The organism is Labilibaculum euxinicum, from assembly GCF_963678175.1.
Classification (GTDB): Bacteria; Bacteroidota; Bacteroidia; order Bacteroidales; family Marinifilaceae; genus Labilibaculum; species Labilibaculum euxinus.
This window is the reverse complement of record NZ_OY782756.1, coordinates 3537303-3551486: the sequence shown is the minus strand read 5'-3', so window position 1 is coordinate 3551486 and position 14184 is coordinate 3537303. Positions and strand designations below refer to the sequence as shown.

The window sequence follows — 14184 nt, the reverse complement described above, 5'->3', positions numbered from 1 at the left end:
AAAATCAATATTCTACTTTTTTATAGATTATGAGTTTATCTTTACAGATTATCTAACCCAAAATTGAATAAAATATGAAAAATATTTGTTGGACAGGTCTGTTTATTACCCTAATAACAGTTTTGTCATCCTGCGAAAGTCTGGATCAAAAAGCCGCCAAGATTCACAATCATGCATTTACTGTTGATACTCATGTGGATACGCCATATCAGTTGTTGGAAAAAGATTTTGATATTGCGGTTGCTCATCCTTATGTAAATGGAGGAAGTTGTGTTGATTTTCCGAGAATGAAAGAGGGAGGTTTGGATGGAATCTTTTTTGCTGCGTTTACTTCGCAAAGAGAAAGAACTCCGGAAAATATACTTGCAGCTCGTGCCAAAGCAGATGAATTGATAGATTCCGTTTATTCTGTTTGTCAGAAAAATCAGGATATAGCTGAGGTGGCATTGAGTGTTGAAGATGGTTATCGATTAGAGAAGGAAGGAAAAAGAGCTATCTATATTGGAATGGAGAATGGTTTTCCTTTGGGAAATGAAATTTCTGAAGTAGAAAGGTATTTCGAAAAAGGAGTTCGCTACATTACTTTGTGCCACACATCCAATAATGATATTTGCGATTCATCTACCGACAAAAATGGAGCTGAATTTAACGGATTGAGTGCTTTTGGAGAGCAAGTGGTTCCCAAAATGAATGATTTGGGGATAATAATTGATGTATCGCATATTTCGGACAGTTCATTTTTTGATGTTTTAAAACTTTCTAAAACTCCGGTTATCGCATCACATTCCTGCGCAAGAGCAGTGTGCGATAATCCAAGAAACTTATCGGATAAGATGCTTAAGGCTTTGGCTAAAAATGGTGGTGTAATACAAATGTGCATTTTGGATGATTACGTTAAGGCTCCGGATACTACTACTATCGGCTATAAAAAAGAGATGGAACTACGGGCCCGGCACAAAAATTCAGGAAAAATATCGATAGAGGAAGAAAATAAAATTTGGAACGAATGGCGCCAGATTCAAATTGATTATCCCAAGGATAAACCTACTGTGGCTGATGCCGTTGATCATATCGATCATATCGTGAATTTAATTGGAATTGATTATGTAGGAATAGGTACTGATTTTGATGGTGGAGGAGGCCTAAAAGATTGTGCCGATGTGAGTCAAATGATGAATATTACGAAAGAACTGTTGAAGAGAAACTATTCCGAAGAAGAAATTGCTAAAATTTGGGGTGGAAATTTTATGCGTGTTTTTAAGGAAGTAGAGGAATATGCCAAGAATAAAAAAATGGCATTGAATTAGTCCCTAGCTGTTCTGCAGCTTATGATATTTGTGCACAAATTTTTAAATTTGTCATGAAAATATTAAAAAATTGAATGGTGAAGAAAGTATTGGTATTAAGCGATAAAAATGTAGCCCGCTCGCAAATGGCTGAAAAGTGGCTTAACTATTATGGTAAAAGACACATAGAGGTATGGAGTGCAGGACTTGAAAAAGGATCTATTCAGGTATTGGCTCAAAAAGCAATGGCCGAAGCAATAATGGATATCCCTGAATATAAGTCGAAAGCACTTGATGAGCTTAATCAGAATACTTTTGATTTTGTGTTGTGTTTCGATAAAGAAGTTGAAAATAAAGTTCCTGTACTCAATGGAAATCCTAAAATTTTATTGTTTGAACTGCCTGATCCTGCGAATGTGGAAGGAGAGGAGAATGTCAGATTACAAGCCTATAATGCAGTTTGCAATGCTGTAGATGATATCTGTTTTAGTTTTGTTCAGGATAATTTTCAGATTGTAGAATAGAACATTTTATTGATAAGTGATAAGAGCGTAGTTTTTTTGAATAGAGAAAGCTTAACGCAGATTTAAATATACAACGGGATTCAGAAATGAATCCCGTTTTTGTTTTCAGGCCTCCCTGTTTTGGCAGGTTTGGTTTCGTCTCAACTTTATTTTTCATTTGTTGATTGTAATTTTTGAGGAGATTATTAATGAGTAGTATACTTGTAAGTTGTTGATTTAGTATTGTATGAATAGCGGTGGTGGTCAATCTTTAATCTTGACAAGAGGCTGTAAATTTCGTAAATTTAGATTAGATCAAATAAGAAGAACATACGCTTGATAATTCTAAACGTGATATGATAATTCATCTTTATAATATGGTAAGAACCTTGTTCTATCAATTCAGATCACACTTCTCTTATTCCTGCCCTTTACGAACTGTTTCAAACTAGTTTAAATTCTATTTATTAAAAGAAAACGAAAATGAAAAAAAACATTGGAGTTTGGTTAGATACCGAAAAAGCCTACATTATTACCATTGAGGATAATGGAGCCAGAGTTGATAAAATTGAATCAGAAATTGAATCACGATTGCGTTTCAAGGGAGAAACAAAAGCTTATTCCCGTATGGGCAATCAGTTTATCAATCCTGCAACCAAAATAACACATAAAAGACGTCATCAATTGAAACATTATTTTGAAAACATTACCGATCATTTATCCGACGCAGAAGAAATTTATCTGTTTGGTCCAGCCGAAACTAAGGTGCATCTTGCTAAACACATAAGCAAAGAGCCGATTCTTAAAGACCGCATTCGTAAAATTGAGTCGGAAGATCATATATCTGAAAAACAAATGATTGCCTGCGTTAAAAAAGTGTTCGATCAGAAGCCTATTAAGGTGAATGTTCGTATTCGTCATTAGTTGTTTAGTACAAGAATTATTAGGCAGTTCCTATAATTGGATCGTTTAGAGCTCCGGTTATAGGAATCTGCTTTTTTTGAGGATTGTGCTGAATACACTATCTTGTGTTAAATTACAGTTGCCAATTTAATATCGACAGTATCTTTATAAAAAAGAATAGTTTAAAGGTTTTGATATTAATTTGGTATAATACCAGATTTATGATTCAACAATTAGAAATTACTTTACCGGCTTATGGCAGGGGGTATCACCTTATCGATTCTGAGATTGCCGGGCACTTAAGCAATTTGCCAAAAATAGGAATCCTTCATTTATTTCTGAAACATACCTCAGCTGCCTTAAGTATAAATGAAAATGCTGATCCTTCGGTCCGCGATGATTTTGAATCAATCATGAACAAAATTGTGCCTGAAAACCAGTCTTTCTATACTCATACTTTGGAAGGCTCAGACGATATGCCTGCACATGTGAAAACCTCGTTAATTGGTACGGAACTTACAATTCCAATTACGAATCACCAGTTAAACATGGGAACCTGGCAAGGGATTTATCTTTGCGAGTTTAGAAATAGAGGTGGCAGAAGAAAGTTGGTTGTTACTATATATTCGTAAAAGAAAAACGCCTCATAATTGAGGCGTTCCTTATTTTATATCGCTTTGGTTTTTTCTTTTAACCAGTTCTGATGACTTTCATCCAGTTCGGGAGACAATACATCGTAAACTTTCTGATGATAATTATTCAACCATTGTCTTTCTTCCGGAGTGAGAAGTTCGCAAATAATTCCTTTAGTTTCGAAATGGCATAAAGTGATCGTTTCAAAGTTTAGAAATTCACCAAATTGAGTTGTTTCTTCCTGACAGCATAGAATAAGATTTTCATGTCTGATGCCGTAGAATCCTTCGCGATAAAATCCTGGTTCATCAGAAGTTATCATTCCAGGTAATAAGGCCTGATCTTTAATTTCCTGTCGGATACTTTGCGGACCTTCGTGAACATTCATAAAACATCCAACACCATGCCCGGTTCCGTGGCCGTAATTTTTACCTTTGTTCCATAATGCCTGACGAGCTAAAATATCCAAATTGCAACCGAGTGTTCCTTTCGGGAATTTAGCCATTGCCAATTGAATCATTCCTTTCAAAACCAAAGTGAAATCAGTTTTTTCCTCTTCGTTTAGTTCGCCCATCGGAATGGTTCTGGTTATGTCTGTAGTACCATTCAGATATTGTGCGCCCGAATCAATAAGAAGCAGCCCTTCAGCTTTAATTTCCACATCCGATTCGGGTGTGGTAGAGTAGTGAGGATGAGCACCATGATCTTTGTACCCAACAATACTTCCAAAGCTTTCTCCTTTAAAATTTTTCTGAAGAGATCTGAATTCTTTCAGTTTACCCATTACCGTAAATTCGGTAATCTTAGTTTTGCCAATATTTTCTTCGAGCCAATAGTAGAATTGAGTAAGAGCCACGCCATCCTTCTTCATGGCATTTTTCATTCCGTCTATTTCTATGTCATTTTTTATACTTTTCAGCAGTTGAGAAGGGTTTTCTCTTTCAACGATATTAGCACTTATTGAGTAAAATGCATTTAAATTGGTTCGGTTTACATCAAGCAGAACACTTGCAGATCCCGGGATTTTATCTAAATCGTTAAATATCTGACCGTAATCTGCAATGTAAATCTCATCTTCGGCTAACTTTTGAATCAAATCATTGGAAATTTGATCTTCGCCCAAATAAAGAGTCGCCGATTCGATTCCTATTATGGCATAGGCCAAGACAAGGGGATTGTAATCTATATCATTTCCTCTGATATTGAAAATCCAGGCTACGTCATCCAAGCTGCCCACAAAATGAAAATTGCATTCGCATTCTTTCATTTTTTTGCGGATTTGCAGCAATTTACTATATCTGGTTTGACCGGAATAGCAAACTTCATGATCGAAAATTGGTTGGTTTGGCAATTTGGGACGACTTTCCCAGATTTCATTAACCAGATCGAATTCTTCAATGATATTAATGCCCAAATCACCTAATTTGTTTTTTAATTCTCTGGTTTGTGCTACAGAAAAACAAGTTCCGTCAAATCCAACATTTGGATTAATAGGTAGTTCGCCGGATAACCATTCGTTTTGAGTAGGAGTTCCCGCCGTTCCCATTTTAAAAAGCTCAATTCCACTTCCTGCTAATTGGGTCTCCGCTTGTAAAAAATATCTGGAATCTGTCCACAGACCAGCTTTTTCCTGGGTGATGATAAGTGTTCCTGCCGAGCCGGTAAATCCAGATAACCATTGACGAGTTGTCCATCTGTCAGGAACGTATTCACTCATATGAGGATCGGTACTGGTAATAATATAGGCATGAATATTTTTTTCATGCAATAAAGAACGCAAAGCGTTTACTCTCTCAGCAACAGTCATTTTTGGGTTTCTAGTTGTTTACAGGCTAAAATTACAATATTATGAATTATATCGGGCGAAAACCAGGTATATTTTTTACTGTTTTAGGTTCTTTTAATAAAAAAATCCCTCTTTGCCTGGCAAAGAGGGATGGTGTATGACTTGTTGGTTAACTATTTAAGACTCACATTGCCGTACTGGCTGTTAATGATAACTTTTCCTTTTGGTGATGCAGACTGTCCTACAACAACTTTTAGTGAAGTTTCTGAATTATTAACAATTTTTTGAATTACCTGAGCATCTTCAGGATAGCTTATTCCACAATATTTTGTTTCTGCATCCAGTGTGTAGTTTGCTCCTTCTTCAATCGCAATTTTGCTGGCTACATATTGATTGTCAACTTTAATTGATTCAAATTCTTTAGAAACATTTTCAATTTTACAATTTCCGTAACGAAGATTCAATTCCAAATTCCGATTTACATTTTCAATTTTGAAATCGGAATATTGTCCCATTGTAACTATAAAAGTATCGGTGTTTACAATATCGAAAGCATCGTATTTACTATCAGCAAGAACGGTTTCATTGTTATCAAGATGTAATTTTGAGTAACGGCTAACCACAACTAAAGCCTTACTTGTACCAATATTCATTTTCGAATACTTAAGGGTTAATTTGGTTCTGTTGCACTCACTTATTGTTGCTTTAGCATAACTCAGATTAATAGTACTAACAGGTTTATCTTCCGGATAAAGAAAACTTTCGCCTTGAAGGTTTCCGTAGCTTAAATTAATATTTGCTTTCGCACGCAAAGTATTGATGTAAATGTTACCAAACTTATTCGAAATATCCAGCTTGACATATGCAGGCATAAATATTTCGTAATCGATACTGAATTTGTTACCTGTTTTGAATTGATGCGACATTTCGGTTACGGCGGTTATTTCATTCCCCGTTTTATTGAGTTTTATGTCGATACTCTTAAAGAGTAATTTGGCTTTTTCTTCACTCGAGGTTTCTAACGTGATGACAACATTAATGGATACGGAATCACGATCCCAATTTTTAATGTTAACATCGCCGTATTTGTTATTGATGCTGAATTCTGTGCCTTCTGCAACAGAGAACACTTCTTTAATCTGTTTCTCGAAGTCATCTAATGCAAAGGCATTTGTTGTAAAAGCAAGAAGTACAACAAATAAGAGAGCAGAAAATTTGAATTTTAATGTCTTCATAGTCTTTTTATTTAGGGTGTATTTTTTTTGTATGATATTATCTTAATTATACTGCTGTATTCAGGTTGTTTCTGTTTTGTTTTTTAATCAGATATAATTGTTCGATTATACGATTTAAAATACTCGTTTTCACCTGATAATATTCAATCATTGCCTGAATAATTCTATCGTCATCGGGATGCAATTTAAGTTCTTTTTTTAGCTGTGAATATCGTTCATCCATATCTTTTAATTCTTCACTCAGTATGCTTTGGTGTTGTTTCTTATCAAAATTACCAAGTTGTTTCAACATGCCTAGCTGATTGTTGATGTTTGCAGTGTAAAATGCTTCAACTTCCTTGTATTCAGGAGATATTGCTCCCAATCCTAAATGATCGCCCTGCATATTTCGAATCTGATATCCAACCAGTCCCGAAAAGATTACAAAAGTAATTATTACAGCCACTTTTAAAAAGTTTGGGATGCTTTCGAATACATTTCTTTTCTTTTGATGGTTTAGTTTTTCAAGAAAATTTTCGAAATGACCATCCTGTGGTTCATAATCATCGAATTGATCTTTATGATCTCGTAAAATTTTTTCTAAGTCTTTCATACTTACAAATTTTCATTGATTGTAGTATGTAACCTTCTTTTCATTTTTATCTTCTTCAATTAATTAAGCTCAAAAATTGAGAGCTATTAATGTTCATAAAAAGAAGAGAAGGATTCATAGCATTTTTTGGTTTTCTTTTTCCGAAATTATTTGAATCAGTTTTTTCTTTGCCCTTAGGAATTGTGATCGGGAAGTGGAAGAGGTAATGTTAAGAATACTTCCTATTTCTTCATGATCATAGCCTTCAATTAAATACAGATTCAGGATAATTCGATAGCCTGTTGGTAGCAGGTCTATTCCTTTTTTTAATATAGCAATTTGTTCTTCTGAATATTCTATGTTATGGTTATCTTCTTCTTCTTCTGATAATTTATACAGCTCATTGTCGATAGGAAATAATTCCAGTTTTTTCTTTTTTAAACTATCCAAAGAACGGTTTACAACAATTCTTTTTAACCATGCACCAAAACTAACCTCTCCTTTGTATTTTTTAATGTTTCGGAATGCAGCAAGAAATGATTCCTGCATGATATCTTCAGCTTCCGCAACATCCTTTACTATCCGTAAAGATGAGTTATACATTGCTTTGTAGTATAACTTGTAGATTTTGAATTGGGCTTTGGGGTCATTTTTTCCGCAAAGCTCAATTAGGTCCTGGTGAATGTTCTTGTACAATGAGCTCATTAATCGATTTCTATTCTAATGACGAATGCGGGAATCATGCGTTGCATGTATATTGAAATTATTCCATTAAATATAAGCAAAATGTTTAAAGAAAGCAGGCTTTTGTTTATCGCTGTAAAATGGAAAAACCATCAAACTTATTTGACGGTTTATTTGTGATCCCTCTGGGGCTCGAACCCAGGACCCCATCATTAAAAGTGATGTGCTCTGCCAGCTGAGCTAAGGAATCTTTTTATTTAGGATATTAAATTTACAATAAAATTTTAGAACGGGAAAAATTCATTTTAATTCAATGGTTAATCAAATTTGTTAATTAAATGGATGGGTTTGGCTATCCATAACAAGAATATGTACCTTTATGACTCACTTTGGTACTTATATTATTTAAACAGGAGCATGAGATTCATGAATAATAAAATTCTTGCATTTGTATTTTTGTTGATTTCACAGACTGTATTTGGACAAATAGAACTTAAATTAACTGTGGAGATGCCCGATTGTAAGCAGGAACAGTTTCTGCTTGTGAGAGGCGATGAAGGTGGTTCATTTGTAGTGGGACAGGCAAAAGTAGGCGATAATGGAATCCTTTCTTTTTCGTGGGAAGGTAATTACGGTTTTTACAGACTTGCCGGTGAATTAGGAAATATTGATTTTCTGATTTCGGATCCTGACTTTCATTTTTCACTGGATGGCAAGCCAGTTCTTGGAGAGCTTCGTTTTCCGGATAAGGATGAAAATAATCAGTTCCAGTATTACCTTTCAGAATTTAATGTATTGAATCAAAAAATTGGAACTTTGAGGGAAACCTTGGTGAATTTAAATGAGAAAGATTCTTCCTATAAAGAATTGCACGCTCAATTTAAGTTGGTGCAAAAAGAGAAGAAGATATTGTTGAAAGAATTATGGAGATCTCATATTGATTCATGGCCGGCGCGCATGGCTCTGGCCAAACAGGAGTTGGAACCGGATTTAAAATTAAAAGGAAAGAATTACGATGACTATTATCAAAAGCATTTTTTTGATTATTTCGCCTTTTCAGATTCGGTATTACAAGCTACGCCTGTCTATTATGAAAAAATTGGGAAATACTTAAAAGCCAATTATATTGAAGATCTGATAAAAGAGGAAAATTATACGAAGATAAATGATGTGATAAGTAATCTGTTTTGGCTAACAGAACTGGATCCAAGCTCACAAAAATATCTGGCGAACTATTTAATGAACCGATACCCGGAACAAAAGCTTCCTAAAATATATCATTTAATTGTTGATGCGTATAAGGTTTTGAATACCTGCGAATATGTAATGGGAAATAAAATCATACAAAACCGAATGCGAAATTCGCATGCAAATAACACAGGTTGGCTGGTTCCCGATGTAGAATTAAATCATTGCCTTGATGGCAAAATACAATCATTATCTGATGTTAACAGTGATTTAACGTTGCTGATAATTTGGTCGGGGAGTTGTATTCACAGCAGAGAAATGTTGGAACGCATTAAGGATTTGTATCCTGAATATCATGAGATGGGGTTAGAGGTTGTTGCCGTATCCTTAGATAGTAATCTTGGCTTTTGGAATGAAATGGTTTCGCAAAACGATTACCCTTGGATAAATGCCTGCGATACCGATGGATTAAACGGGACAACTGCAAATTTGTTTAATATTTACGTTACACCCAGCATGTTTCTAATCGATCCATCCTTAAAAACAGTAGCTGTACCTCAAACCTTCTTTCAATTGGAAAAAGAATTGGGCGAGTTTTTTAAGTAAGTTTATAATCAATCTTAGTTCTGTTTTGAATTATGAATTATTTGGTTTTGCCGATTTACAATTCAAATATTATTAGGAATTATTCTGTCCCTTCTGATTTGGATTTGTTAATTTTCTTTAGTTTACTTGGCGGATAACCATATTGAGAGCTAAATTGTTTCGAGAAATATTTTACATCAGTATAACCTATTTTATGGGCAACTTCGGAAACCGAAAAGCCTTTTTCTAAAAACTGCATGGCAATTTTTAGTTTAATTTCCCTAATAAATTCCAGAGGACTTAGTCCTGTTAAACCTTTAATTTTATTGTAAAATACAGTTCGGCTTACACAACAAAAGCCAGAGAGACTGTCAACACTTAATTCTGTTGCGTAATTTGTCTCTATGTATGTAACTAACTGTTTCAAAAAGTCTTCGTCTTTTGAGTTAACCTTTAATGTTTTTGGATCAATGGTTTTATTATCCCGGTATTTTGAAATAACCAATTTTCTTTGAGTAATCAATGTTTTTAGAACAGCCTTTAAGTAAGCCATTTGAAGCGGTTTTGTGATGTAAGCTTCTGCTCCCGTTTCAAAACCAGTAATTTTATCTTGTACATCTACTTTTGCGGTCATCATAACAATGGGTATGTGACAAGTAGAAAAATTTTCTTTTAACAGACGTGTCATCTCAATGCCATCCATTTCCGGCATCATTATATCTGTAATAATAACATCAGGATTATGAATTTGTGCCAATCGAAGCCCTTCTTTTCCGTTATTTGCAACAATACATGAATACAGTGAAGACAGAGAATCTTTGGTATATGCCAAAATCTCCTCATTGTCTTCAACAATAAGTATCACCTGATCATTTGTATTATCAGCACTTATTTCTGTAACATTATTATCATCTTCTATTTCTACATGATGATAAATTGGTTGCTGGAATTCATCGCTTATCGCTTGTGTGTTAGGCGACTGCATTAATTTTTCTTTATCCAAAGGCATTGAAAAACAAAAAACACTGCCTTCTCCTACTGTAGATGACAGTTCAATACTTCCATGATGCAGAATAGCCAATTCGTGAGCTAATGACAATCCTATTCCTGTACCCGCGAAATCGTGGTTGCTGAGTATAGTGTATCGATTAAATATTTCGGAGATGTTCTTTTCCGGAATTCCAGGGCCTTCATCAGTAACAAAAACTTCGGCTTTATTTTCGGATGAATTAATTTTCACACTAACAATTACTTTTTTCCCTTTTGGTGTAAATTTGATAGCATTTGAAATTAGATTGTAAATTATTGAATCTAATTTTGACCGGTCTCCCCAAATGTTAATTGGTGTGCTTGAATTCTGAAATGAATAAAAAATTTGTTTGTGATTTGCTAAGGGGATGAAACTTTCAAAAATGTCTTTTGTGAATTCGTTCAGGTCTACTTCCTGTATTTTTAATTGCATTTTATTGTTCTGAACTTTTCTGAAGTCTAGTAATTGATTGACAAGCTGCAACATGCGTTTTGCATTTTTACGAATAATCCGCAGCTTTTTAGTTGGAGCTGCATCCAGATTGTCTTGCTGCAACAGGTCTTCAATAGGTCCAAGAATTAGTGTGAGGGGAGTTCGTATTTCGTGTGAAATATTTGTGAAGAACCTTAGTTTTAGTTCATTAATAGTTTTTTCAATGGTTAAATCATTGCGAAACTTATTCATTCGTTTAATAATATATCTACTGAAAATGATTAAACCAATAAAGAATAACAAATAAGCAAAAAATGCGAGTTTGGTTTGCCACCAAGCCGGCGAAATGGTTATTCTTAATACACGTTCATTTTCATTCCAAAAACCGGTTCTGGTTGTGCTTTTCACCTTAAACTTATATTCCCCGGGAGCGAGGTTTGTATAAGTTGCTTTGGTTTGATTGCCAACATAATTCCAATCAGTATCAAAATTCTCCAGTAAATAGGCGTATTGATTTTTTTTCGGATCGGATAGGTTGAGAGCCGAATATTCAATACTGAAACTTGATTGACTGCTTAGTAAAGTTATATCGTTTGTATATGAGATATTCTTTTTTAATGGAGATTTTGGTGCGCCAACAATTACATCTTTATTAAATAGTTGAAAATTAGTAAGTTCGATAAAGTTGGTCTGTTTAGATGGTTTTATTAACTCGGGCTGAACAATTTCGATTCCGTTTGAACCGCCAAATAGAATTCTTCCATCGGCTAACGTATAACAAGTATTTTCTGCGAAATTATTGAAAGCCAGTCCGTTCGATTCATTATAGATTTGAATGCTTTTATTTGATTCGTCGTAGCGGCTTAATCCGTTTTCAGAACTAAACCACAAATGGTTTGAATTGTCTTCTTTGATTCCAAATATCACATCATTTGAGAGTCCTGACTCGGATGTTACGGATGAAAATTGAATTGTATCAACAATGGGTAAGCTTAGTTTATTAACACCTCCGCCAAAAGTGCCAAACCATACTTGTTTTTTAGAATCTTCAAAAACCTCAACTACATCATTGTAATTAATACTGTTTGGCTTCTCGGCTGAATAATAAAAGTTTTGAAAGATGATATTGTTTTGTTTCAGGTCATTGGCTTTTACCAGATTCAAACCAAACGAGGTGGCGACCCAAAGGTTGGAATCAGAATCATTGTAGATACATCTTACCAAATCGCTTGATAATTGACTGTTGCTTGTTGAATAGGATTGGAAGACTAAAGGCCTGGAATGATCGGTATTGGTTTTGCAGATTCCATTTCCAAATGTACCAATCCATATATTTCCCCTTTGATCCTGAGAAATCGAATAAATATTATTACCTGCTAATGAGGTAGAATCCTTTGGATTATTTAGATATGAATTGAACTTGATTTTAGTATACTCTGCCGGATTATTTGGAATTGGAGTTTGGCTTATTAATAAACCTTTTCCTTTAGTTCCCAGCCATAAATAATTCTGATGGTCGATAAAAATGCTATATATATTATCCTTATAAGGATCATTTTTTGTTGGGTGAAAGGACTGAATTGTGCTCAGTTTTTTTAAATTGGGTGAGTAGATATGCAAATCACCTGCTTTGGTACCAAACCAAATATAACCGTTTTTATCCTGACAAATGGAACGGACTACATTATCAGTAATTTGATTAAATTTAGGAATTGGTAGAATTTGTGTAAAAGCAGGATCCCGTTTAATTATTTTTTCAAGACCACCTTTGTATTGACCGGTTCCAAGCCACATTTGCCCGGATAAATCTTCCGTTATGCAGTGTACAATACTCGACGAGATGGAATTGGGATTTGAAGGATTGTTTTGATAGTGAATAAACTGGTCTTTTTCACTATTATAATATGTTAAAGCTCCTCCGTGCAGCCCAATCCATAAATTTGAATCCAGATCTTCATAAAATACATGTCGCTCCAGATCTGTTATAACTCTCTGGTTTTTAGTTGTTAGTTCGTAATATTTTGACTTTAGTGTGCTGAGTTCAATTTTGGTAATTCCAAATTCTGTTGCTGTTATCCAGGCATTGTCTTTTTTATCAAAATAAACATTCAAAATTTTATCGCCATGAATTTTTAGTTTGGTCCATTTATTAGAGTCAGGGTTAAAGGCTAATGCGCCTTTATTTACGAAAGTCGCTAAGATTATTCCATCCTTTGACTGATATAGATTGGAAATTTGATTTGACTTAAAGCCGGCGGTGTTGGACATGTCCAGAAATCTGAACGATGATTCATTTTTGTTGTACCTAATTATGCCGTGATTATCGGTGCCAAGCCAAATCTCATCATTTAGTTCGATAGCCGAATTAAAGGAATAATTGATAAAAAGATGTTGAAAATTAAATATTCCGGCATTAAGATCCTTTTTTGTAAGAAGATTAACTCCCTTTTTTGTACCCACCCAAACTGAAGAATCCTTACCCGAAACAATAAAGCGAACTTCTTTGTTTGTAATGCTGTATCTTCCTTTATCGCTGTGTTTTGATTGAGTGTAATTATTTAATTTGGAATTGTATTTTAAATAAAGGACACCTTCGTTTGTGGTACCTACCCAAATCTCTTCAGGAGAGTACTGTAAAAAACAAGTTGCCATAGATTTTTTGGTACTTTTAATTTCAACGTATTCAGGTATGGTTTTAAATAATTCTAATTCAGGGTTCAGGTAATGATAGTACCCATCATAGGTTTTCATCCATATAAAACCTTGGTCATCTTCCCATAGATCTATAACCCTATTGTTCGTAAAAACATTACTATCTCCTTTCTTGCTCTTGTAAATTTTAAATCGATAACCATCATAACGATTTAAACCATTCATTGTTCCAATCCATAAAAATCCTTTTCTGTCGCATAGTAAACTGGATATAGTATTTTGAGAAAGTCCATTTTCTGAATTAAAATGTTCAAACCTATAAATGTCTTGAGATAAAGCACAAAGACTTTGCAAAAGAGAGAGGATTATTATTATCAGGATTCTTAGTTGATGCATATGTTTTTTCTTATTCATGCAAATATAATAATTTAATGAGTTTTTTTACATTTTTTAAGATTTAAGCAACGATTTCAATTTCTTAACAGATTGATAATGAATGTATAGGTGATTTATCTCCGTTGCAGGCTGATGATTTGACCCCGTATTTTAGATAAATTGTAATCTATAAGTTTAAATAAAAGAACATATTTTGCAAACGTTGTAAATGCGGAATGATTAGCTGCTCTGATAGAGAAGAAAAAGCAGAAGTTAACTACTGCAGGTTATTTATAAATTGTATTTGAATTAGTAAGTATT

The 14184-nt window shown here is 34.2% G+C and carries 10 protein-coding genes and 1 tRNA gene; 5 read left to right on the top strand and 6 right to left on the bottom strand.

Annotation, left to right across the window (positions count from 1 at the left end; translation table 11 throughout):
- The first annotated feature begins 74 nt into the window (after nucleotides 1-74).
- From ACY0M5_RS14280 to ACY0M5_RS14265, 4 genes are all read left to right on the top strand, one after another.
- Complete coding sequence (locus ACY0M5_RS14280; protein WP_461629601.1) at nucleotides 75-1307, top strand: dipeptidase; 1233 nt, start codon at nucleotides 75-77, stop codon at nucleotides 1305-1307.
- Nucleotides 1308-1381: 74 nt separating this feature from the next.
- A complete protein-coding gene (locus tag ACY0M5_RS14275) occupies nucleotides 1382-1810 on the top strand; it encodes an arsenate reductase/protein-tyrosine-phosphatase family protein (protein ID WP_124994447.1) in 429 nt (142 codons plus the stop codon).
- A 462-nt stretch (nucleotides 1811-2272) separates the two neighbouring features.
- Entirely contained in the window at nucleotides 2273-2713 is a 441-nt protein-coding gene (locus ACY0M5_RS14270; protein WP_124994446.1) for a hypothetical protein, read from the top strand.
- Nucleotides 2714-2913: 200 nt separating this feature from the next.
- A complete protein-coding gene (locus ACY0M5_RS14265; RefSeq protein ID WP_461629600.1) occupies nucleotides 2914-3324 on the top strand; it encodes a secondary thiamine-phosphate synthase enzyme YjbQ in 411 nt (136 codons plus the stop codon).
- A gap of 35 nt (nucleotides 3325-3359) precedes the next feature.
- Here ACY0M5_RS14265 and ACY0M5_RS14260 read toward each other — a convergent pair whose 3' ends face one another.
- From ACY0M5_RS14260 to ACY0M5_RS14240, 5 genes are all read right to left on the bottom strand, one after another.
- Nucleotides 3360-5132, bottom strand: coding sequence for an aminopeptidase P family protein (locus tag ACY0M5_RS14260; protein WP_461629599.1), 1773 nt, complete (start codon nucleotides 5130-5132; stop codon nucleotides 3360-3362).
- 152 nt (nucleotides 5133-5284) lie between these two features.
- Nucleotides 5285-6346, bottom strand: coding sequence for a hypothetical protein (locus ACY0M5_RS14255; RefSeq protein ID WP_461629598.1), 1062 nt, complete (start codon nucleotides 6344-6346; stop codon nucleotides 5285-5287).
- Between the two features lie 46 nt (nucleotides 6347-6392).
- Nucleotides 6393-6938: a hypothetical protein gene (locus tag ACY0M5_RS14250; RefSeq protein WP_124994442.1), complete on the bottom strand. Its 546-nt coding sequence runs from the start codon at nucleotides 6936-6938 to the stop codon at nucleotides 6393-6395.
- Nucleotides 6939-7052: 114 nt separating this feature from the next.
- The gene (locus tag ACY0M5_RS14245; protein WP_461629597.1) at nucleotides 7053-7622 is read right to left on the bottom strand and encodes an RNA polymerase sigma factor; all 570 of its coding nucleotides are present in this window, start codon (nucleotides 7620-7622) and stop codon (nucleotides 7053-7055) included.
- A gap of 156 nt (nucleotides 7623-7778) precedes the next feature.
- A tRNA-Lys gene (locus ACY0M5_RS14240) sits at nucleotides 7779-7851 on the bottom strand.
- Nucleotides 7852-8027: 176 nt separating this feature from the next.
- On the opposite strand from ACY0M5_RS14240, the gene ACY0M5_RS14235 reads away from it, so the two are divergent.
- The gene (locus ACY0M5_RS14235) at nucleotides 8028-9395 is read left to right on the top strand and encodes a peroxiredoxin family protein (RefSeq protein WP_461629596.1); all 1368 of its coding nucleotides are present in this window, start codon (nucleotides 8028-8030) and stop codon (nucleotides 9393-9395) included.
- Between the two features lie 79 nt (nucleotides 9396-9474).
- On the opposite strand, the gene ACY0M5_RS14230 is transcribed toward ACY0M5_RS14235, so the two are convergent.
- Nucleotides 9475-13902 (bottom strand): hybrid sensor histidine kinase/response regulator transcription factor, encoded by a 4428-nt coding sequence (locus tag ACY0M5_RS14230; RefSeq protein WP_461629595.1) that lies wholly within the window; start codon nucleotides 13900-13902, stop codon nucleotides 9475-9477.
- Nucleotides 13903-14184 lie beyond the last annotated feature (282 nt).